Origin of the sequence: Sinosporangium siamense, from assembly GCF_016863435.1 — a bacterium.
Classification (GTDB): domain Bacteria; phylum Actinomycetota; class Actinomycetes; order Streptosporangiales; family Streptosporangiaceae; genus Sinosporangium; species Sinosporangium siamense.
Genome location: NZ_BOOW01000034.1, coordinates 17,400 through 38,787 on the forward strand (window position 1 = coordinate 17,400; position 21,388 = coordinate 38,787).

The following is a 21,388-nucleotide window of genomic DNA, read 5'->3' on the forward strand; positions in this document are numbered from 1 at the left end:
TTGCGCGGCCCGACTCGCCTTTAGGAGCAGGCACGCGCACTACGTCGGCCAGGAGGTCACCGTCGCAGTGGGCCATGAAACCGGCGAGGACACAGCTCAACGAGTTCGGGACCTGCTCGGCCACTACGACCCCTCCCGCGCTCGCTCCGACACGATCCGCGGCCACTTCGGTGTGGACAGCGCCGCCATCGCGGCGGCAGAAGGCCGGTTCATCGACAACCTCATCCACACCAGCGACGACGCCGCAGGCGCGGCACGCGAGTTCGCGGTGTGGTTCGGGCCGGCGCACCTGCCCGCACTCCGCCTCCAGGAGGTCCGATGAAGCAGCCCGTCTACCTTGGTGACATCTCCCTGTCCCGACGCCCGCTGAAGCTGATGCCCGCCCAGCAGCAGGCCGGGTTGGACACCCCTACATGGCGCAGATCGTCACCAACCGCAAGTCCGGACTCTCGCTCAACCACATCATCGGCTGCCCCCTGGACTGCGGCTACTGCGTCCGGCACTTCTGGGGGAACTTCGAGCAGAAGATCCCCCAGCTTCTCATCCCCACCGAGGACGCCGTCGAGATGCTCCTCACCCACCGCGAGTTCCGGCCGCACACCACCCCTGTCCAGCTCTTCAACAAGGCCACCGACCCGATGCTGCCGGGAGTGAAACCGCACACGTTCGCGGTGCTAGAGGAGATGGACCGGCGCGGCCTGAGCAACCTGGTGCTCGTCATCACCCGCTTCCACGTCACCGCGGATGACATGGCCCGCTTGGAAAGGCTCCGCCATGTGCGGCCGACGCTGCTGTTCACCTACTCGGGCATCGAGGACGCCCGGATCGAGCCGATCGCCAAGTCCACCACGACGGTGGACTCGATCCTCAACGCGGCACGCCACCGCGAACGGTCGCGTGTCATCCTCTACTGGAGACCGATCGTGCCCGGCTGGAACGACACGCCCGAGACCATGGCCGGTGTGCTGGAGGTCGGACGCCACGTGAACGCCATCGTGTTCACCGGCTACTACCACAAGGAGGAGAACGCCGGCCATCTGCGTGACCTGGGGGTGGAGGTCCCCTATGGCACCGGCTGGGAGCGGCGCAAGGTCCTGCCCGCCGAGGTTGACGCCCGCGTGGTCCAGGCGTGGAAGGACTCTGGCATCGCCACGCCTCTGTTCCGCAAGGCCAGTTGCGGGGTGACCTACGCACACCGGGAAGCCGACTACAACGGGCACCTGGGCGTGCCCGAGCTGTGCGACATCTGCCCCGCCGCCCAGCTCGCACGCTGCACGGACGCGCACCGCGCACCGACCCGCGCCGAGTTCCGGGCGGCGCTGGAGTCGTTCGGCTACGACGAGACCACACCGTTCCTCGTGGAGGACGGCCATGTCCTCACCCATGCGCTGGGAGAGCAGCGCCGATATGCCCTCCAGCATGCTCTGGGTTACCAGATCTGGGAGGTCGACCACCCGCATCTTCACGCCGCGCACGGCCGTGCCCTGCAAGGATACGAGCCAGGTGAAGACGATCTCCGTGTGCTGGCCGACGCCCGCGACAGGCTGACCGAAAGCGCACGCTACGACGACGACTGAGGGGTGCCATGCTGGATCGGCCCTGGACAGCGGCTCCACTCGTGGTTGTGGATCTAGAGGGCACCGGAGCCCAGGACCGCGAGCACGAGGCGATCCTCGAGATCGCCCTCATCCCGCTGTCCGGTGGCCGCCTCGACATGAGCACCGCCTTCACCAGCCTGATCAACCCCGGACGGCCCGTCCCCCGCCGTCCGTGGATCTCCCCGGGAATAAACGACGCCGTTCTGAGGAATGCCCCGGCATCCTTTGAGGTCGAGCCGGAGTTGGTCACCCGTCTGGGTGGGGCATGGCTGGTGGGCCACAACGTCGGTGTCGACTGGCGTCTGCTGCATCGCCGCCATCCGTCGGTCGGCCCGGCGGGGCTGATCGACACGCTCAGGCTCGCCCGCCGCTCCGGTCACGGCCGGCGGGCCTCTCTGATCTCGCTGGTGGATGAGTACTCGCTGCGAGACGACGTCGACCGTCGCGTTCCGGCCGGCCGGCCGCATCGCGCGCTGTGGGATGCAGCCGCGACAGGGCTGCTGCTGGCAAAACTCTTCGCTGGCCACTGGAACAAAGAGCCGACGCTAGGAGAACTGCTGGCAGCGGGAGGCCCACCTAGCGATCCCGCTGTCAGCGACGGGGCGCAGGAGCAGCTCTGGTGACCTGATAACAGATCCACGGAAGGATGCACCCGCCTGCCTACCAGTAGGCGGCCCCTTGGACGAGGCGGGTCACCGTCTGGGGCTTCGACGATTTCGAGGGCAGTCGGCCGTGGGCACCCTCCACGCCGAGCTGACCTGGGGTGGGATCTGGATCAGGACCATCTCTTCGGCACCGCCCAGGGCCAGCCCGCCGTTGGCGGTGTCCAGGCGGTGCAGCAGGTCGCCGCAGATGGCGACTCTGATCTCCAAGCGGGTGGTCGCCCCGGTGAGGTCCACCAGTTGGCCGTCCTTTAGCCAGCGCAGTGTGCACTGGACGGTGGTTGCCTAGTCGATCTCGAGGTGGTAGGTGGCGGCCAATTGCGTCCCTTCTCTATTGCTGGAAATGAGAAACAGCCCTCACCTGAAGGGAGTGAGGACTGGTGGAGTTCCTTCTTCTTACGCCGGGGGCTACTCGGAGGCCGCGCTCTTGTCGTTGTGCAGGAAGGTGATGAGGGCGGTCAGAAACGCCCGGCCGAGGGAGAAGCCGATGAGCTTCCAGTGGATTCCGGCGCCGGCCTGGAGCGAGGCGAGTGCCCGGCCGATGTCGATCAGGACCGAGGCGAGCAAACCTTGTAGGCCGGTGTGCTTAGCCCGGTAAGCAATGTTGGTGACCTTCACGTCTCCTGTGCTTACCGTGTCGTCCAGAGGGTGGTCGTCCAACTCATGCAACTCGGCATGCGGTTCGACGTAAGGCTGGTCATACGGCTCGGCCCGGTCGATCTCCGGTGGGGCAGAGGAGCGAACAGGCCGGTGTGGTCGACACCCGCTTTTGGAGAGCGGTGCTTGTGGGTCTGGCTCACATGGCGTAGGCGAGACCGCCATACGCGCTGGTTGAGTTATCGTCGGCCTAGCCGATAACTGAACGACCGTCACCCGGGTGATGGCGATGCGCCCATCGAAAGGCCCGCGAAGCGTGGGGACTCTGACCGGTCCAGAGCATGACGGTGCCCGGTCGCGGATGGCCGACTCACGGCTCGAGCCAGGCCGCGAGGTCGTGGCCGGCTGAGGGGTCGTCGGCGATCAGGAGGCCGGTGGTGGTGGCGAGGTGGTGGCGCATCGCTCGTTCCGCGGCGGCCTGGTCGCCGGCGACGATGGCGGTGGCGATCGCGGTGTGTTCGGCGATCACCTGGGCTACCGCGCGGGCGGCGGGCACGGTGGTGCGGCCGTGCAGGACGACGGTTTCGCGTAGGCCGGCGACCATGTCGGCCAGGCGGCGGTTGCCGCTTGCGCGCAGGATGATGTCGTGGAAGTCCCGGTCGGCGGCGAACATGGCGTCGGGTTCGTCGCTTAGTTCGCGCATGCGGTCGAGGGCTGCGTGCAGGCGGGCGTGGTCGGCCTCGCCCATGCGCAGGGTGGCCACTCGGGTGGCTGCGGGTTCGAGTAGCAGTCTGAGGGCGCCGACCTCGACCACGTCGTGGATGTCGCTGCCGAGGACGCGGGCGCCGCGGTTGCGCTCGATCTTGACCAGGTTGGCGTCGGCCAGACGGAGCAGTGCCTCGCGCACCGGGGTGCGTGAGGCGCCGAAGCGCTCGCCCAGTTCCTGTGCGGAGTACAGCACGCCGGAGATCAGTTCGCCGCGGCGGATGGCGTCGCGGATCGCGATGGCGAGGCGGTCGCTCTTGGTCAACGGCGGTCTTCTTTCTACTGGTGGTGCTGGTAGTCAAGCATGCCGGGACCGTCCCATAGTTGCATGCTACTGTTGCATGCAACTATGCGAACAGGAGACATCATGGGCACGGTAGCCGCCCTGCTGCGCGAACGGCTCGGCGTGGCATCGCTGGTGCGTGACGGGGAGGCGGTCAGGGCCGCCTATTCCAGTGACGCCTCCATCTATCGGATGCCGCCGCTCGCGGTGGTGACGCCACGTGACGGGGCGGACGTGGAGCGGGTGCTGGAGGTGGCGCGGGAGACCGGCACGCCGGTCACCGCGCGTGGGGGCGGGACCTCGGTCGCGGGCAATGCGATTTCCTCCGGCATCGTGCTCGACTTCTCCGCTCGCATGAACCGGATCCTGCGGATCGACCCGGAGGCGAAGACTGCCGTGGTCGAGCCGGGTGTGGTGCTCGACGATCTGCGCGACGCGGCGGCGCCGTACGGGCTGACCTTGGGGCCCGATCCCTCCACGCACTCGCGCTGCACGCTCGGCGGCATGATCGGCAACAATGCGTGCGGGTCGCACTCGGTGGCGTGGGGCACCACGGCGGACAATGTCGTCTCGCTCACCCAGGTGCGTGCCGACGGCGGAACGCACACCGCCACCGCGGGCACCTCCGGCGATCTCGCGCTCGACGAGACGCTGAGGCGCTGGCGGGGTCCGCACCTGGCCGCCGTGCGCACCGAGCTGAACCGCTTCTCCCGTCAGGTCTCGGGATACGGTCTTCACCACCTGCTGCCCGAGAACGGGTTCGATGTGGCCAAGGCACTCGTCGGCAGCGAGGGCACCTGTGGCATCCTCACCGAGGCGACCGTACGGCTGGTGCCGGCGCCGCGCAGCAGGGTCCTGCTCGTGCTGGGCTTTCCCGACGTGTTCGCGGCGGCGGCCGCGGCGCCGGAGCTGGCGCGCTCCCGTGCGCTCACGGTGGAGGGCATGGGGACCGATCTTTTGGCCGCGCTCCGGGCCCGAGGCGGGAAGGTCCCGGACCTGCCGGCCGGCGACGCGTGGTTGTACTGCGAGTTCGGCGCGGATGAGCCCGGCGCTGCCGTCGAGGCGGCTCGGCTGGTCGCCGCCGGGGTAAGCGCGAGCGCCGAACTGGTCGAGGACCCGGCGCGGGCACGTGCGCTGTGGCGGATCCGCGAGTCGGCCGCGGGCATCGCCACGCGCATGGCGGACGGTGGCGAGGCGTGGCCGGGCTGGGAGGACTCCGCCGTGCCTCCCGACCGGCTGGCCGGCTATCTGCGCGATCTGTACGCGCTCCTGGCGGAGCACGGGCTGCGCGGCGTGCCGTTCGGCCACTTCGGCGAGGGGTGTCTGCACCTGCGCTGCGACTTCGAGCTGGGCAGCGAGCGGGGGCTCGCCGCCTACCGCGCCTTCATCACCGACGCCGCGTCTCTCGTGGCGGCGCACGGAGGGTCGGTGTCGGGTGAGCACGGCGACGGCCGGGCGCGCTCCGAACTTCTCGGGGCGATGTACTCGCCGGCGATGCTTACGGCGTTCGCCGGGTTCAAGTCCGTGTTCGACCCGGACGGGCTGCTCAATCCCGGCGTACTGGTCTCGCCCGACCCGATCGACGCCGCGGTCCGTCCCGGTCCGGGGCGCGCCGCGTTCGAGCTGCGGCCGGTGCACGCCTTTCACTCCGACGGCGGATCGTTCGCCACGGCTGTGGACCGGTGTGTCGGGGTGGGGCTCTGCCGTACGGAGAACTCGGGGAGCATGTGCCCGTCGTTCAAGGCCACGCGTGACGAGGTGCACTCCACGCGGGGGCGGGCGCGGGTGCTGAGCGAGTTGCTGCGCGGTGCGACGGTGACGGGCGGTTATCGGTCGGAGGAGGTGCGCGACGCGCTCGACCTGTGCCTTTCGTGCAAGGCGTGCGCGAGTGAGTGCCCGGTCGGTGTGGACATGGCTACGTACAAGGCCGAGTTCCTGCATCACCATTACGCGGGCCGGTTGCGGCCGGCGGCTCATTACACGATGGGCTGGCTGCCGGTGGTGTCGCGCCTGGTCACGGCCGCACGGCCGCTGTCGCGGCTGGTCAACGCCGCCCTCGCCCGCCCGCGTGTGGCCGCTGCCGTCAAACGGGCCGGCGGTGTGGAGCCGCGGCGCGACCTGATCCGCTTCGCCGACAGGTCGTTGCGTTCGTCGGTACGGCTGCGCGACAAGGCGGGCCGGGCGCCGGGCGATGAGCGACCGGGTGTGGTGCTGTGGCCCGACACGTTCACCAACTACCTCCAGCCGGAGATCGGGCGGGACGCGGTGGTCGTGCTCGAGGCGCTCGGTTACCGGGTCGAAATGCCGCGCGGGCCCGTGTGCTGCGGACTGACCTGGCATTCCACCGGCCAGCTCGGCGTGGCGCGCAAGGCGCTGCGCCGCGGGCTCGACGCGCTCGAGGAGCAGCTCGGCGAGGGAATGCGGGTGGTCGGTCTTGAGCCGTCGTGCACGGTCATGTTGCGTGACGAGGCGCGTGAGCTGCTGCCGGGCGACGCGCGGGCCGAGTTGCTCGGCTCACGCGTCGACACATTCGCCGAGGCGGTAGCGCGGGCGGGGACGTGGCCGTTCCGCCGGCTTGAGGCGTCGGCTGTGGCCCAGGTGCACTGCCACCAGGAGGCCAAGGGGTCCTACTCGGCCGACCAGGAGGTGCTGAGGCGGCTCGGGGTGGCGGTCGACGCGGTCGGGTCCGGATGTTGCGGGCTGGCCGGGAACTTCGGCTTCGAGCCCGGGCACTACGAGGTGTCGCAGGCGTGTGCCGAGCGCGAGCTGTATCCGAAGGTGCGGGCGTCGGGCGAAGATGATCTGGTGCTGGCCGACGGGTTCTCCTGTCGCACCCAGGTCGCCCACGGCACCGACCGGACCGCCGCGCACCTGGCCCAGATCCTCCGCTCCGCCCTCCACTGAACCGCACCACGCTGTGATCCGGGCCCCCGCTCCGCACCTCAACGCGGGGCGGGCGGCCCGGTGACGTCGGTCTCCACTCCGCGCCACGCTGTAGACCAAGCAGGCCCGGACCGCGCCACACTGCGGTCCGAGCCTGCGATCCCCACACCTCTACACAGGCTGGGCGGCCCGGTGGCGTTCCGCGTTGGCGCGGTAGTCGCGCGCGTTCTCCTCGATGTCGGCGATCTCCGCCGCCGTGAGCGGCCGGAGCACCCTGCCTGGCGACCCGACCACGAGGGACCCGGCGGGGATGACCGCTCCCTCAAGAACGAGGGACCCGGCCGCAAGCAGGCAGCGTTCTCCGACCACCGCACCGTTGAGCACGATCGCCCCCATCCCCACCAGCGACCCGTCGCCGATCACCGCACCGTGCACCACGGCCCGGTGACCGATCGTCACCCCCGCGCCTATCTGCACGGGAAACCCGGGATCCGCGTGCAGTACAGCCCCGTCCTGCACGTTGCTGCCCGCCCCGACCACGATGCGGTCGCCGTCGCCGCGCACCACGGCCGAATACCAGACCCCGACGCCCACCTCCAGCACGACGGCGCCCACGACCGTCGCCCCCGGCGCCACCCAGGCCGAGGCGTCCACGGCGGGTGCCGCGCCGTCCAGCGCGAGCACCAGCGCCCGATCCTCCGCGCCCATGTTCACCGTCCCTTGAACTGTGGCGTCTGCCGCGCGAAGAACGCGGCGATGGCGTGCTTGTGGTCCTCGGTCGCCGACAGCTCGGCGAAGTGCTGCAGCTCGCGCTCCATCGCCTCGGCGTAGGGCAGGTCGAGCGCCTCGCCGATGGCCTGCTTCGCCCGCCGTACCGCCAGGGGGGCACGGCCGGCGATCTCGCGGGCGGTGTCCATCGCGGTGGTCAGCACGTCGGCGCGTGGCACCGAGCGGGCGACGATGCCCAGGCTCTTAGCCTCGGCGCCGGTGAAGGTCCGCCCGGTCAGAATGACGTCCTTGGCGACCGCGGGGCCGGCCAGCCTGGTCATGCGGGTCGTGCTCACCACCAGCCCGACCCGCACGCCTGCCGCGCGCAGCAGCGCGTCGTCGGCGGCGACCCGGATGTCGCACGAAAGCGCCAGCTCAAGGCCGCCGCCCATGCAGTGGCCGTTGATCGCGGCGATGACCGGGATGGGAAGGTTCTCCAGGCCGTCGTAGATCTCGCAGTCGTCGTCGAGGAATCTCCGTACCGTCTCCGGCGTGAGATCGGCCTCCTCGTTGAGGTCGGCGCCGGCGCAGAAGGCGCGCTCGCCCGCGCCCGTCACCACCAGCGCGCGGATCTCGGGATCGGCGGCCACCTTGGTGATGGCGGCGACCAGATGCGGGCGCATCCCCGCCGTGATGATGTTGAGCGGCGAGTTCTCCAGGGTCAGCAGGGCGACGTGCCCGTCAACGCTCAGCGTGGCGTTCACGCGATCACCTTCGCGTCCCTGAGCTCTGCCAGGTCGGCGGCGCCCAGGCCGAGCTCGCCGAACACCTCGTCAGTGTGCTGGCCCAGGTCGGGAGCGGCGGTACGTACCGACGCCGGCGTGTCCGACAGCTTCACTGCGGGGCCGAGCGCCTTCAGCGGGCCTAGGGTCGCGTGTTCGATGTCCACGACCATGCCCCTCGCACGGGTGTGGGGGTCCTCAAGCGCCTCCGGCACCGTGTGGATGGGGCCGGCGGGGATCCCCGCCGCTTCCAGCAGGGCCAGCCAGTCGTCGCGTTTCCGTGTCACCGTGCGTTCCTCGATCTCAGCGACCAGCGCGGCGAGGTTGGCCAGCCGTTCGGTGTTGGTGGCGAAGCGTGGGTCGGCGGGCAGGTCGGGGCGGCCGATCACTTCGCAGAAGCGCGGCCAGTGCCTGTCGCCGTCCGCGCCGACGGTGAAGTGCCCGTCCGCGCAGCGGAAGGCTTGGTACGGCGCGCCGAGCCGGTGCGCGGAACCGGTGGGCCTGGACGTGACGCCCGTGTGGAAGTATTCGACCGACTCCCACACTTCCAGGCCGAGCCCGGCTTCGAACAGCGAAGCGTCAACCTGCTGGCCGACCCCCGTGCGCTCCCGGGCGGCCAGCGCGGCCAGGATGCCGTATGTGGCGAAAAGGCCCGCGGTCAGGTCGGTGATGGGCACCCCGCATTTGACCGGCGGGCCGTCCGGCTCCCCGGTGATCGACATCAGCCCGGTCATGCCCTGCGCGACGAGATCGAAGCCGCCGCGCGCCGAATACGGCCCCGTCTGGCCGAAGCCGGAGATCGAGCAGTGGATCAGCCGCGGGTTGGCGACCGAGAGCGTCTCGAAGTCGATGCCGAGCCGCGCGGCGACCCCCGGGCGGAAGTTCTCGATCACGATGTCGGCGTTCTCGGCGAGCCTGCGCACGAGCTCACGGCCACGCTCGTCCTTGAGGTTCACAGACACACCGCGTTTGTTGCGGTTGACCGCGAGGTAGGCGCCGCTGACGTTGTCGGCGACGCGCGGCGCCATCTGGCGGCTGTGGTCGCCGTGGCCCGGCGCCTCGATCTTGATCACGTCGGCGCCGAGGTCGGCCAGCAGCATCGCGGCGTACGGCCCGGCGAGGACTTGGCTGATGTCGAGGACGCGGACACCGGACAGTGCACTCATGAACCTACCTTTCTCACATGTATTGTCAGACCATACATAGGTCAGGGTAACGAAGGAAAGTGAACTCTTTGATCGTCGAAAGCTGGAACCCCTATCGCTCCGACGACCTGGTCGCCACCGCGCCCGCCGCCTCCCGCGACGACGTCACCCGCGCCGCGCAGGCCGCCCGCACCGCGCAGGCGGAGTGGATGTCGATCGGCCCCACCGCGCGCGGCGCCGCCCTGCGCAGGATCGGAGACCGCCTTGAGCAGGAGGCGGGCGCCCTGGCCGGCCTGATGGTGCGCGAGGTGGCCAAGCCGGTAGCCGAGGCGAAGGGCGAGATGGCACGTGCGATCGGCATCGTCCACTACGCGGCCCAGCAGGTGCTCGACCCCTACGGTGAGACCTACCCGAACGACGCGGAGGGTTACCTTCTCACCCAGAGGCGGCCACGCGGGCTGGCAGGGCTCATCACGCCGTGGAACTTCCCGATCGCGATCCCGCTCTGGAAGGCGGCGCCCGCGCTGGCCACCGGGAACGGCGTGCTGCTCAAGCCCAGCCCCGAGGCGCTCGGCTGCGCCACGGAACTGGTGCGGATCCTGGCCGCCGAGCTACCTGAAGGGCTCGTCGCACTGCTCCCAGGCGGCGCGGAGACGGGAAGCGCGGTCGTGTCGGCGGCCGACGCGGTCTCCTTCACCGGGTCGTGCGCCGTGGGCCGTACGGTGATCTCCGCGGCGGCCGGGCGCGGGGTGCCGGTCCAGGCCGAGATGGGCGGGATGAATCCGGCGATCGTGCTCGCCGACGCCGACATCGAGCGCGCGGCGGCGGACCTCGCGTATGCGGTGACGGGATACGGCGGGCAGAAGTGCACCGCCACGCGGCGGGTGCTGTGTGAGCGGGCCGTATACGACGACGTGGTGGCGGCCTTGCGCGAACGGCTGGCCGGTGCCGTCGCGGGAGATCCCGCCGACCCGGCGACCGTGGTCCCGCCGCTGATCAACGCAGCGGCGACGGAGCGGGCCCGCGCCGTCGTCGACGAGGCGGTGGCCGCCGGGGCCACGCCCGTCTATCGCGGGGAGGGCGGGGTCGCGCTCCTCACGGGCGTGCCCGCGCGGGCCGTGCTGGCGCGCGAGGAACTGTTCGGTCCCGTCGTGCAGGTGGCGGCGGTCGACTCCCTCGACGAGGCCGTCGCGACGGCGAACGACACCGAATACGGACTGACCGCGGGCGTGTACGGCAGAGCCGTCGACGCCTGCCTCCGCGTCGCCGAGCGCCTCGACGCGGGCATGATCAAGATCAACGCTCCGACCACGGGCGTCGGGCTCCACACCCCCTTCGGCGGCTCCAAGGCCAGCAGCTACGGCCCCCGCGAACAGGGCAAGACCGCCCGCGACCTCTACACCCAGATCCACACCATCACGCTCGGCACCCCATGAGCCTCCCGCGCGTGCGCCTAGCCCTTACCTCCCGTTGACCAAAAATGGTCTTTATTTATATGGTCAGTCCATACTAATGATGATCTGGAGACCGCCTTGCCCGATCACTTCCTCCTCCGCCCCGCCCACCGCATCCTCGAGCAGTGCCTGGCGCTGAGCCCGGACGAAACCCTGCTGGTCCTCACCGACAGCGCCACCACGAAGTACGGCGCCGCGTTCGCCGCGGCGGGCCACATCATCGGCGCCGAGGTCGTCGAACTGACGATGACGCCGCGCACCCGCCACGGCGAGGAGCCACCGGCGCCGGTGGCCGCCGCCATGGCGGCGGCCGACGCGATCGTGGCCCCCACCACCTTCTCGGTGAACCACAGCCAGGCCAGGCTGGCCGCCTCACGCGCCGGTGCCCGCCTGATCTTCATGCCGGACGTCTGCGACGAGGTGTTCACCGACGGCTCACTGGAGATCGACTTCGCCGAGCGCAAGGTCGTCATCGACCGCATCGCCGCGATTCTCGACGCGGGCTCGACTTACCGGGTGACCACGCCGGGCGGCACCGACCTGACCGCGTCCATCGCCGGCAAGAAGGCCGTCCCCCAGTCTGGCATCTGCCACGAACCGGGCACGATCTCGCCACCGCCGTGCATCGAGGTGGCAGTCGCCCCCGACGAGGGCACGCTTGAGGGCGTCATGGTCGTGGACGGCGCCCTGGTGCCCGGCGGCCCCGCAGAATCGCCCGTGCGCGTCACCTTCCAGCAGGGCCGCATCACCTCGATCGAGGGCGGCAGGCAGGCCGACGCCTTCAGGGCGCTGCTGGAGTCCTACGGCGACCAGAACATGTATCACGCGGTCGAGCTGGGCCTCGGCATGAACCCCAACGCGCGCATCGGCTCGGGCGGCGGACTGGAGGACGAGGCCGAGCTCGGCACCATGCACGTCGGCATCGGCAACGGCATCACCTTCGGCAGCAGCGTGCGCGCGCCGGGCCACTGCGACCTGGTCACCCGCGATGCCCGCGTCACCGTCGACGGTGTGGTGATCCTCGCCGACGGTGTCACCCTCCCGCAAGCCTAGGCGCCGGCCTCTCCGGCGACCCGATCGTTAGGAAACGCATGTCCCCCACGCTGTCCGAGCAGGCCGCCCGCCTCTTCCCGCCGGCCGCCGCCCGGCACACCGACCTCGCCATCGTGAGCGCGGAAGGCGCCTACGTGACCACCGACGACGGCCGCGTGATACTCGACTTCGCCAGCGGCGTCGCGGTCACCAACGTCGGGCACGGCCACCCCGCGGTCATGGCGCGGGTGCGCGCCCAGCTCGACACGCTCGTCCACGCCGGCCACAACGTAGGCGTCTACCCGACCTACATCGAGCTCGCCGCCGAGCTGGTCGAGCTCGCCGGCGGCGATCGCAAGGTGTTCTTCGCCAACAGCGGGGCCGAGGCTCTGGAGGGCGCGGTCAAGCTGGCCCTGCACGTCACCGGGCGAGCGGGATTGATCGCCTTCAAGGGCGGCTTCCACGGCCGCACCCTCGGCACGACCGCGTTGTCGGCCTCCGCCTCGGCCTACCGAGGCGGCTATCTGGCCGCGCTACCCGCCGTGAACCACCTCGACTACCCCTCCGCGTTCGCGCGGCAGGAGACCGAGGAGGCGGAGGTACGGCGCTGCCTGGCCCAGCTTGACGAATACTTCGACCTGGTGGTTCCCGCCGACCGGGTGGCGGCGATCGTCGTCGAGCCGATCCAGGGCGAGGGCGGCTACCTGCCGGCTCCCGCGGCGTTCCTGCGCGGCCTGCGCGAGCGGTGCGACAGGCACGGCATCGTGCTGATCTTCGACGAGATCCAGTCCGGGTTCGGCCGCGCGGGCGACATGTTCGCCTACCAGGACAGCGGCGTCGTGCCGGATGCGCTGGTGCTGGCCAAGGGGATCGCCAACGGGTTCCCGCTGTCGGCGCTGGTGGCGAACGCGGAGCTGATGCAACGCTGGCCGGCCGGGGCGCACGGAGGCACGTTCGGCGGAAACCCGGTGGCGTGCGCCGCCGCTCTCGGCGTTCTCGAGGTGCTGCGCGACGGCGCGCTCGCGAACGCCAGGACGGTGGGCGCGCGGTTGCGCGACGGACTGGCCGACATTGCCAGGCACCTGCCGTACCGCACCGATGTCCGTGGGCGCGGCGTGATGCTGGGTGTCGAGCTCAGACACAACGACCACACACCGGCTGTGGAAGCGGTCGCCCGCGTCCGCGCCGCCGCGCTTGAGTCCGGGCTGCTGGTGCTGAGCTGCGGCGTCCACCGCAACGTCCTGCGCCTGATGCCGCCGACCACCCTCACGGCGGCGGAGGCCGACTCCGCCCTGGACATCCTCGCCAAGGCCATGACCGTCGCCTGAACCGCCGCCCTCACGAACGGGAGGTCCCCCCTGGGCCGTTCCAGCCCGGGGGGCCGCCTCGTGCTCAGTCCGCCTGTCCCTCGACGAGGGCGTCGTAGAAGCCCTCGACGTGGGCACGCATAAGCGTGGTGGCGCGGGCGCCGTTACGGGCGCGCAGCGCGTCGAGGATGTCGCGGTGCTCGCCCACAATCGCGGCGACGAACTCCGGCCAGTCGGGCTGGGCGTTGAAGGCCGCGAGCATCGAGGTCGCGATGCCGTCGCGCAGCGCGTTCATCATGTCGGCGAGCAGCGGGTTGCCCGCCTTGGTCGCGAGCATGAGGTGGAACTCGGCGTCGAGGTCCTGCACCTCCGACGGCGTCATGCCCGGCTCCGCCATCTGGTCGAGCAGGTCGTCGAGCTCGGTCAGGTCGAGGTCGTCCTGGGCGGCGAGCAGTTCCACCGCCTGCTTCTCGAGCCCTACGCGCACCGTCATCAGGTCGGCGATCTTGTAGCTGGCCAGGCCGACGTGCAGGCGCATCAGATTGGACAGCGCGACCCCCGGCCGCGCCGTCATGATCAGCCCTGACGTGGGCCCGTTGCCCGGCCGGGCGTTCACAATCTCCATCGCCTGCAGGGCTCTGATCGCCTCGCGGACCGACGCGCGCGAGACGCCGAGCTGCTCGGACAACGCGCGCTCCCCGGGGAGCCGGTCGCCCGCGCGCAAGCGCCCGGCCAAGATCTCGGCCTTCAATCGCGAGATGACCACTTCGTAGGTCGGTTCGCGGTTCACGGGTGCCAGATCGAGCTCCATCGCCGCATTCCTCGGGTTGTCGGGACGGGATTGCCAGGTTGACCGTAGCGCACCCGACGGGGGATTCCGCCCCTCAAGGATACGTGCCGTGCAATCAAACCCTTGACCACCATATGCTACGAGATTAGTTTGGTCTGACCGAAGACCAAAGAACGAACGGAGAGCACCGGATGAAGGACGAAGCGGTGTCCCGTGGAGCGGCACGCCTGGTCGCGTGCGCAGCTCCGCGACCGGGCGAGCAGGTGCTCATCCTCACCGACGACGGCCTCGACGCCGCCATTGCGCGGGCGTTCCGCGCAGCCGTGGAAGACCACGGAGCGGAGGTCACGGTTGTGGAGATGCGCCGCCAGGATGTGGCGCGATCCCAGCCGAGCCCGGTGGCCGCCGCCGGTTTCAACGCCGCCGACGTCGTCATCGAGCTGACCACCCAGTTCGTTCAGCACAGCGTCGCCAGGCAGAACGCCCAGCGCGACGGATTGCGTTACCTGTTCATCGGCGACATCGACGCCGCGATGCTGGCCGGGCCCGGCGCCGTGTACGCCGACTTCGACCACCTCGCGCCCCGCATCGTCGGCGTGGCCGACCTCGTCACCGCCGCCGAAACCATGCGGCTCACCACCGCCGCGGGCACCGACATCACACTGTCGACCGCCGGGCGGCCGGGCCGCGCGCTCACCGGCCTGGCCAGGGAGCCGGGCCAGTTCGGCGCGCCTCCGTGCCTGGAAGCCGGAGTGATCCCGGTCCGCGGCTCCGCGAACGGCACGATCGTCGTCGACGCCTACTGCGTCGGCGTCGGCCTGATCACCGAGCCGTTCACGGTCGAGGTCGAGGACGGCAGGGCGGTCGCCGTACACGGTTCCGCCCAGGCGGACCGCCTGCGCCGCATCCTTGCGGACACCGGCAACCCGCACGCGTACGACGTGTGCGAGGTCGGCATCGGCCTGAACGACCAGGCGCTGCTCATCGACAACGTGACCAGCGCCGAGGCGTGCTACGGCACCGCGCACATCGCGGTCGGCACCACGCCCGCAGACCCCGGCATCCAGATCGTCGACGCCGGCATCCACGTCGACATGGTCTTCCATAACCCGACCATCGAGATCGGCGGCCAAACGGTGTTCCGCAACGGCACCCTTCTCCACGCCATCTGACCCCCCAACCTGTTGCACGTAGTAGGAGTACCGATGTCCGTCCCCACCCCCAAAGAGCGCAGGACCGCAGCCTTCGCCTCCGCAATCGGCACCACGATCGAGTGGTACGACTTCTTCATCTACGGCCTGGCCGCGGGTCTCGTGTTCAGCACGGTGTTCTTCCCCGCGAGCGACCCGTTCGTCGGCATCCTGCTGTCCTTCGGCACGTTCGCGGTCGGCTACATCGGCCGGCCGATCGGCGCCCTCCTGTTCGGCCACTTCGGCGACCGGATCGGGCGAAAGTCCGCGCTGATCATCACCATGATGATCATGGGTGTATGCACCACGCTCATCGGCCTCCTGCCCTCCTACGAGTCGATCGGCATCTGGGCGCCCGCGCTGCTCATCGTGCTGCGCATCGCGCAGGGCATCGGCATCGCCGGCGAATGGGGAGGCGCGGTCCTGCTCGCCGTGGAATACGCGCCGGCCAAGCGCCGCGGCCTGTACGGCAGCTGGCCGCAGATCGGCGTGCCCGTCGGCCTGGTGCTGTCGAGCGCCGTGTTCTTCGTGCTGACCGGCACGCTGAGCGACGCCGACATGCTGGCCTGGGGGTGGCGCATCCCCTTCCTCGCCTCCGTCGTGCTCATCGTCGCGGGCATGGTGATCAGGCTGAAGATCATGGACAGCCCGGCCTTCCGCAACCTGCAGGAGCAGGGTGAGGTGGCCAAGGCGCCGCTGCGCGACCTGCTGAAGACGCCCAAGAGCACGATCTTCCTGGCCATGGGCACCAAGTGGGCCGAGGGCGTCGGCTTCAACACCTGGGCTGTCTTCGCCGTCACCTACCTCACCGTGCACGCCGGCATGACCAAGGACTCCGTGCTGCTGGCGGTCACCATCGCCGCCGTGGTAGCCGCCGTGTTCATCCCCATCTGGGGTCTGGTCTCCGACCTGCTGGGCCGGGCCAAGATCTACGGCGCGGGCGCGATCGCACTGGGCCTGGCGGCCTTCCCCGCGTTCATGCTGTTCGACACCGCGTCCGAAGTCATCGTGACGCTGACGCTCGTCGTCGTCTTCGGCATCGCCTACCCGCTGATGTTCGCCCCGCAGGGCGCGCTCTACTCAGAACTGTTCCCGGCGAAGGTGCGTTACAGCGGCATCTCGGTGGTCTTCCAGTTCGCGAGCATCGTCTCCAGCGGGCTGACCCCGCTCATCCTGACCTACCTCCTGGTCCTTGGGGGCGAGGAGCCCTGGCTCATCTGCCTTTACATGGCCGCCGTCGCCACCATCACCACCCTGTGCGTGTACGGCTTGCGCCGCCGCCTCATCCACACCGACGAGGAGATCGCCACCGAGGGCGCCAGGGTCGGCGTTTCCTAAACAGAACCGGCTCGCGGCCAGACCGTTGCTACGTCGCCGTGCCTGCGGATAGGTGGGCAGGCTGAGGACGGCAGGCGCGATGGGCGCGGCGGCGACGTGGCGTAGCTGAAAGGCGGAAGGGGCGAGCGCTTGAGCGCGCTCGCCCCTTCTGCGTTAGTGCTCTCTGCCGATGCCGGCTGGAGTTGCTTCGCGGCTCGTAACCTGCCATGCACTACCACTGATTGCAGAACGGCCAGAGTATGACGTTCGTCCCGACACCTTCGGAACGGCACCCGTCACCGGCTCGTTTCCTTGCCGGCCGTCAACGGTGGCGCCGCTCCGGCCGATGACGGTGAGGGCGCCCGGGCATATACCGCGCCTCGCCTCTATCTCATCAGTACGATGTTCCTACTGCCCATTTCGGCCCTGAAATCACGTTAGGGCGATTCCAGGGCACCGGCCGAGGCGCAGGTCTCTAGAACGTCATTTTTGTGCACTTCTAACGATGTTCCAGCTGGTCCTGAATTCCATACTGAAGCCCATCTGTGGAAGGAGGGGCACGTGCCGCCGATCAAGCCAGAGGATCTGCCCGCCGAGATACACGCCATTCTCGGCGAAGCTGCCCGGGAGGGCGCATGTCCGGACGAACAACCGGTGTGCCAGCCGGACGTGCGGGTGACGGCGCAGCTGACCGACGACCCACCGCCGAGCGAGGTCGTTCTACCGTGGCGAATCTCCAACGCTCAAAAAGGCGACCTGATCCTCGCGCCAGGCGGCCCGCACGGGTTCATCGGCGGGTTGTTGCTGCAACTCGAACCCCCGCAGATCTTCAGCCATATGGGAATCATGACCAGTGATTTCACCGAGGTGCGGCAGGCCACGGCGAACCCGACCTGGATGAAGAAGTTCTATAACGGAAGCATCTTAGGCATCGAGCCGGCTCCGACCAACGGTTTTCACGAGGACGCATTGCGTCACCAGTGGCCGGGCACGGTCACCCAGTCGGTCGAGTCCGCTTACCTGACGTGGCGGGATCATCCCGTCGAGCGGGATTCGAATGGGGAGGCTCGGAGATATCCCGACGGAGACGAGATTCCACTCTCCGGGTTCTCGGAACTGGATGAGACAACCGGACGCCGCTATCACATCGACTCTCTGTCCTTCGAGCCCAAGATCATGACGATCGAGGGCACCGAGCGGCTCGTGTGGCCCATCGTCGTGCAACCTTGCTGGCACCAGGAGTCTCAATTTCCCGAGATCCGCAGGGCATTGCATCGTGTCGCGGACGCGTCCAAAGACATCCATGGTCACTACCGGTTCTATGCCTACACTAAAGGCGATATCGGTGGAGATTCGGCGATGTTCGGACCGCCCCGTCTGGAGAGGATGGGTGCGGACCTGTCCAGCGAATGCACGGGCCTACGACCGCTCGTACCGCTGACCGCATCGGTCCCCCTCCAGTGCGCCAGCCTTGTGTGGCAGGCCGTCCAGCTGGCCAACGAACGTGCGGCGCGCCTGGGGCACCGGAGAATCGTTCTGGACGGTCGCCAGGAGATCTTCTATCCGGGTTACGAGTGCTCCGCCGAGTCGCACCTGCCGCGGAATCCGTTCGGGTACAAGGTCGAGCCGACTACACCGGACGGGCTGTATCACTACGACGAGGGGGACCGGAGGAGGGCCGGGGAGTGGCTGTACGAGCGGGTGGTCACCGAGGTCAGAGATTCTTTGGGTGAGCAGCTTCCCGAGGTCGAGGCAAGGCTCGGTTTGGCCGCGGGAGTTCTGCAGCTGGGCACGTTGCTCACCATGCTCGCAACCTTGCCGTTGCAGCTCGTCACCACGTTACTGGGCATCAGCGTCGTCACCGTCAAGGAACTTATCGTTCTGCTCAGTGACATGCCGTCGGATACAGCGAACCAGATGTGCAACGCTTTCGCGTCCGATAAGTGCGACGCCAGCGCCACGGACGACGACTCGTGGCGACATCCCGGGACCGGAGACAGCGTCAGCCCCGACAACACCTACCATGCCTGGGCACCGCACAACGTGGACACGAGCAGCGAGATCGTGCACGGCATCTATGGATTCAACGACAGGATGCGGGTCAGCCCGCCCACCCTCGTGGCCAACCCACCGCCACCGAGCAGCTGGCAGATCTCGCAGGGAACCGGAGGTGTCCAGGGGCGGGTTTTCTATCGTGAAACACAATCAGGCACCGAGGTTCCGGTTCCCGCAAGGGTGCGAATCGGATGCTCGTCGTTCTACGCCCACAAAGACTCTGGCGTGTTCGAGCTGGGTGGCCTACCTGCGGGAAAGTACTGGTGCGAGGCGCTCTACAACGACCACGACCAGCAGATCGTGATGAAGTCGGCCGGACAGGTGGTCGAAGTTATCGCCGAAGGATTCACCGACCACTTCGAGATCGAGCTGATCCCGCCACCTTCGGTCCGGCGCGAGATCGTCATCGAGGTCCGTGGGCGATCGGTCAACCGGCGCCTGATCGGCGAAGACCGATGGAAGCACACCACCTACGTCCTACCGCCGGTATATCTGGGCCTGGACTACTTCCCGGCCGGGCATCCCCGGCACGCGGAGGCTCGCAGGGCGACACAAGTGTCGAGCGTCGCCATCACGGACTTCGGTCGCGCCGAGGTCCGAGTGGACCTCGAACTTCTTGACGACACGACCATCAGAGTCGTCGCGGCCGCCCGCCTCGTGGACGCCGACGACGACGTCACATTCGACACCCCCGCGTGGGAGGGCCAGTCCGAGACCTTGATCGCGCCCAAGTCGAACGCTAACGACGGAGCCACCGGCCGCATTTCCGCCCATTCCGAAAAGATCTCTGTCGAACCCGTTCATGCATGGACGGAGCTGACAATCCACAACAATCCTGTGACTTGGTGGTAGCGCCGCGTCGCGCTACGGCCTGAGGCCGGCGATCACGGAAATCCCTGCCGTGATTCGCATCACGTGATTCCTCTGCGGCGCCACGCATTTCCCCTTTCTCGCTCACTGCCCCGACCACAGCACGTGAAGTGGCCCCGGAGCATCCTCCGGGGCCACTTCATGTGCAGGGGGTGTCGTTAAAACTCGTTCAATGGTCGAAGGAACGGGCCGTCACGCTCCCAAGCCCATTACTCCCGTCCTTTGACAGATAAACGGTTATCCCTTCTTCGTGGAGGTTGATCCACCCGCCACCCTGCCCGTAGGGGGCATCCTTCGCGCGTATGGAGTCGGCGTACACAACGCCATGGTTGTCCGTTCCGCCCTGGTATACCTGCACCCCATACCTGAGGAAGCTGATCCATCCGTCATCGTTGTTCCTTCCCTGCACCCATTCGGTGTTGACGCCCCTGAGGTCGGCCTTATCGGCGTACAGGACGCCCGCGTCATTGGAGCCGCGGGTGCGCCAGACTTTCACGCCACCCTGGAGGAAGGTGATGTCCCCGTCACCCTCATTGAGCCCCTTCACATACTCCGCGGCCAGGCCACTGACGGTGGCCTCACCCGCATACAGGACCCCCGCGTCGTTGGAACTACGTGAACGCCAGACCTTCACGCCACCCTGGAAGAAGGTGATGTCCCCATCACCCTCATTGAGCCCCTTCACATATCCCGCCGCCAAACCACTGACGGTGGCCTCACCCGCATACAGGACCCCCGCGTCGTTGGAACTACGTGAACGCCAGACCTTCACGCCACCCTGGAAGAAGGTGATATCCCCATCACCCTCATTGAGCCCCTTCACATACCCCGCCGCCAAACCACTGACGGTAGCCTCACCCGCGAACAGGGTGCCCAGGTCATTGGAGCCGCGCGTGCTCCAAACCTTCACCCCTCCCGGGAGGAGAGCGAAGGCCCCGTCGCCCTGGGCCGCCCCCTGGACCCACGGGGTGGTGACGCCATCGGTGGCGGTAAGAGTTTCCAGGATGGGATTGCGCACCTGAACGGTCGTGGTGAGGGTGTGCAGCCGGCTGCCGAAGCTCGCGATAAGGGTGTAGGTGGTGTCGCGTTTGGGGGCGTCGGCGGCGTCCAGCACCAAGGAGTACGGACCATGCGACCCCGTGTGCTTGACCTTGGGAACGGTCTTCCGGCCACCCGGGAACAGGATCTCGTATGTGAAGTCGTCGGATCCCTCCCAGCCCAGCGTGACCTTTGTTCCAGCGTCCACTACGGCGTTGTCCGCGAGGAAGCTGTGCGGCGCCGGTATCTCCTTTGGCGCGGTCTTCACCAGCGCCACCGCCGTATGGCTGTCGCGCGGCTTCCCAGTCTTGCTTCTGCTGGAGGCCTCGGTCACCCGCAGCACGGCCAGTCCGGGTTTGGGGGCGACGGTGACGTTCTCCAGCGTCAGCACCACGTAGTCACCGGGGCCGAAACTGATTGCTTTACCGCCCTGGTCGGTGACCTCGAAAGCGGAGCCTTGCGTCTGAACGGTCACCGAACGGGTGCCACCTGTCTTAATGTCGGTGTACTCGCCTTTGGGGGTGATCGTGGTGATGTCCTGGGTGAGGTGGCCGGCGTCAGTGCCGACGGGAACCGTTACCGTGATCTTGGAGTACGCCGTCTGCCCGGTGTTCGTGACGAGCAGATACACCGTCCCCGTGGACTTGGACTTCCGCCCCGCCTCTGACGCCACCAGAGGCGCCGGGTCGGTGATGACGGTGTAGGTCAGCATGGTCAAGGTCGCGACTCCTTCGTTTGGAGGACGGCGCAGGCTGATGAGCGGTGCGCCCAGACAGGACCGAACTGGGCGGGACAGGCAGCGATACGGGTGACACATCCGAAACCCGCCGCTTGCGACGCACCGCAGAAGATCACCCCTAGATCCAATCGCCCAGCGTTGGACCGTGACAAGATCACTCAAGGCGGTCATAA

The 21,388-nt window shown here is 68.5% G+C and carries 18 protein-coding genes; 10 read left to right on the forward strand and 8 right to left on the reverse strand.

The genetic code is table 11. The annotated features are described in order from the left end of the window. The first annotated feature begins 67 nt into the window (after positions 1–67). The 3 genes from Ssi02_RS26070 (at position 68) to Ssi02_RS26080 (ending at position 2,221) form a co-directional block, all read left to right on the forward strand. The gene (locus Ssi02_RS26070; RefSeq protein WP_239129711.1) at positions 68–322 is read left to right on the forward strand and encodes a nucleoside-diphosphate kinase; all 255 of its coding nucleotides are present in this window, start codon (positions 68–70) and stop codon (positions 320–322) included. Positions 323–413: 91 nt separating this feature from the next. Continuing rightward, on the forward strand, positions 414–1,577 hold the full coding sequence (locus tag Ssi02_RS26075; RefSeq protein WP_239129713.1) for a hypothetical protein: 1,164 nt from the start codon (positions 414–416) through the stop codon (positions 1,575–1,577). 8 nt (positions 1,578–1,585) lie between these two features. Continuing rightward, positions 1,586–2,221, forward strand: a complete 636-nt coding sequence (locus Ssi02_RS26080; protein ID WP_204030210.1) for a 3'-5' exonuclease — start codon at positions 1,586–1,588, stop codon at positions 2,219–2,221. 69 nt (positions 2,222–2,290) lie between these two features. Here Ssi02_RS26080 and Ssi02_RS26085 read toward each other — a convergent pair whose 3' ends face one another. The 3 genes from Ssi02_RS26085 to Ssi02_RS26095 all read right to left on the reverse strand — a co-directional run bounded on the left by Ssi02_RS26085 (position 2,291) and on the right by Ssi02_RS26095 (position 3,887). Continuing rightward, the gene (locus tag Ssi02_RS26085) at positions 2,291–2,497 is read right to left on the reverse strand and encodes a hypothetical protein (protein ID WP_204030211.1); all 207 of its coding nucleotides are present in this window, start codon (positions 2,495–2,497) and stop codon (positions 2,291–2,293) included. A gap of 171 nt (positions 2,498–2,668) precedes the next feature. Further along, a complete protein-coding gene (locus tag Ssi02_RS26090) occupies positions 2,669–2,878 on the reverse strand; it encodes a hypothetical protein (protein WP_204030212.1) in 210 nt (69 codons plus the stop codon). 349 nt (positions 2,879–3,227) lie between these two features. Continuing rightward, a complete protein-coding gene (locus tag Ssi02_RS26095) occupies positions 3,228–3,887 on the reverse strand; it encodes a GntR family transcriptional regulator (protein WP_204030213.1) in 660 nt (219 codons plus the stop codon). Positions 3,888–3,989: 102 nt separating this feature from the next. Here Ssi02_RS26095 and Ssi02_RS26100 point away from each other — a divergent pair, with 102 nt between their 5' ends. Next, positions 3,990–6,809 carry an FAD-binding and (Fe-S)-binding domain-containing protein gene (locus Ssi02_RS26100; RefSeq protein WP_204030214.1) on the forward strand — a complete coding sequence of 940 codons (2,820 nt, stop codon included), beginning with the start codon at positions 3,990–3,992 and terminating at the stop codon, positions 6,807–6,809. 150 nt (positions 6,810–6,959) lie between these two features. On the opposite strand, the gene Ssi02_RS26105 is transcribed toward Ssi02_RS26100, so the two are convergent. From Ssi02_RS26105 to Ssi02_RS26115, 3 genes are read right to left on the reverse strand one after another with little or no spacing between them, the layout of a single operon-like run. Continuing rightward, positions 6,960–7,496 (reverse strand): gamma carbonic anhydrase family protein, encoded by a 537-nt coding sequence (locus tag Ssi02_RS26105; RefSeq protein WP_204030215.1) that lies wholly within the window; start codon positions 7,494–7,496, stop codon positions 6,960–6,962. 2 nt (positions 7,497–7,498) lie between these two features. Beyond that, complete coding sequence (locus Ssi02_RS26110) at positions 7,499–8,260, reverse strand: enoyl-CoA hydratase/isomerase family protein (protein ID WP_204030216.1); 762 nt, start codon at positions 8,258–8,260, stop codon at positions 7,499–7,501. Beyond that, positions 8,257–9,444, reverse strand: a complete 1,188-nt coding sequence (locus Ssi02_RS26115) for a CaiB/BaiF CoA transferase family protein (RefSeq protein ID WP_204030217.1) — start codon at positions 9,442–9,444, stop codon at positions 8,257–8,259. Before Ssi02_RS26115 ends, Ssi02_RS26110 begins: the two co-directional genes overlap by 4 nt. 59 nt (positions 9,445–9,503) lie before the next feature. Between Ssi02_RS26115 and Ssi02_RS26120 the strand changes: the two genes are divergently transcribed. From Ssi02_RS26120 to Ssi02_RS26130, 3 genes are all read left to right on the forward strand, one after another. Beyond that, positions 9,504–10,859: an aldehyde dehydrogenase family protein gene (locus tag Ssi02_RS26120; protein WP_204030218.1), complete on the forward strand. Its 1,356-nt coding sequence runs from the start codon at positions 9,504–9,506 to the stop codon at positions 10,857–10,859. A gap of 96 nt (positions 10,860–10,955) precedes the next feature. Then, the gene (locus tag Ssi02_RS26125) at positions 10,956–11,930 is read left to right on the forward strand and encodes an aminopeptidase (RefSeq protein WP_204030219.1); all 975 of its coding nucleotides are present in this window, start codon (positions 10,956–10,958) and stop codon (positions 11,928–11,930) included. Positions 11,931–11,968: 38 nt separating this feature from the next. Further along, complete coding sequence (locus Ssi02_RS26130; protein WP_204030220.1) at positions 11,969–13,237, forward strand: aminotransferase class III-fold pyridoxal phosphate-dependent enzyme; 1,269 nt, start codon at positions 11,969–11,971, stop codon at positions 13,235–13,237. A 64-nt stretch (positions 13,238–13,301) separates the two neighbouring features. Here the strand turns inward: Ssi02_RS26130 and Ssi02_RS26135 are convergent, their stop codons facing one another. Then, positions 13,302–14,027, reverse strand: a complete 726-nt coding sequence (locus tag Ssi02_RS26135; RefSeq protein ID WP_204030221.1) for a FadR/GntR family transcriptional regulator — start codon at positions 14,025–14,027, stop codon at positions 13,302–13,304. 170 nt (positions 14,028–14,197) lie between these two features. Between Ssi02_RS26135 and Ssi02_RS26140 the strand changes: the two genes are divergently transcribed. From Ssi02_RS26140 to Ssi02_RS26150, 3 genes are all read left to right on the forward strand, one after another. Further along, entirely contained in the window at positions 14,198–15,178 is a 981-nt protein-coding gene (locus Ssi02_RS26140) for an aminopeptidase (protein ID WP_204030222.1), read from the forward strand. Positions 15,179–15,211: 33 nt separating this feature from the next. Beyond that, positions 15,212–16,534: an MFS transporter gene (locus tag Ssi02_RS26145; RefSeq protein WP_204030223.1), complete on the forward strand. Its 1,323-nt coding sequence runs from the start codon at positions 15,212–15,214 to the stop codon at positions 16,532–16,534. Positions 16,535–17,074: 540 nt separating this feature from the next. Next, entirely contained in the window at positions 17,075–19,420 is a 2,346-nt protein-coding gene (locus Ssi02_RS26150) for a hypothetical protein (RefSeq protein WP_204030224.1), read from the forward strand. A gap of 187 nt (positions 19,421–19,607) precedes the next feature. Here the strand turns inward: Ssi02_RS26150 and Ssi02_RS26155 are convergent, their stop codons facing one another. Next, entirely contained in the window at positions 19,608–21,194 is a 1,587-nt protein-coding gene (locus Ssi02_RS26155; protein WP_204030225.1) for a hypothetical protein, read from the reverse strand. Positions 21,195–21,388 lie beyond the last annotated feature (194 nt).

Excerpts from the sequence above, each read along its gene's own strand:
- Ssi02_RS26075 (WP_239129713.1), top strand. The coding sequence starts at position 414 with ATGGCGCAGATCGTCACCAACCGCAAGTCCGGACTCTCGCTCAACCAC.
- Ssi02_RS26080 (WP_204030210.1), top strand. The coding sequence starts at position 1,586 with ATGCTGGATCGGCCCTGGACAGCGGCTCCACTCGTGGTTGTGGATCTA.
- Ssi02_RS26100 (WP_204030214.1), top strand. The coding sequence starts at position 3,990 with ATGGGCACGGTAGCCGCCCTGCTGCGCGAACGGCTCGGCGTGGCATCG.
- Ssi02_RS26105 (WP_204030215.1), bottom strand. The coding sequence starts at position 7,496 with ATGGGCGCGGAGGATCGGGCGCTGGTGCTCGCGCTGGACGGCGCGGCA.
- Ssi02_RS26115 (WP_204030217.1), bottom strand. The coding sequence starts at position 9,444 with ATGAGTGCACTGTCCGGTGTCCGCGTCCTCGACATCAGCCAAGTCCTC.
- Ssi02_RS26130 (WP_204030220.1), top strand. The coding sequence starts at position 11,969 with ATGTCCCCCACGCTGTCCGAGCAGGCCGCCCGCCTCTTCCCGCCGGCC.
- Ssi02_RS26135 (WP_204030221.1), bottom strand. The coding sequence starts at position 14,027 with ATGGAGCTCGATCTGGCACCCGTGAACCGCGAACCGACCTACGAAGTG.
- Ssi02_RS26140 (WP_204030222.1), top strand. The coding sequence starts at position 14,198 with ATGAAGGACGAAGCGGTGTCCCGTGGAGCGGCACGCCTGGTCGCGTGC.
- Ssi02_RS26145 (WP_204030223.1), top strand. The coding sequence starts at position 15,212 with ATGTCCGTCCCCACCCCCAAAGAGCGCAGGACCGCAGCCTTCGCCTCC.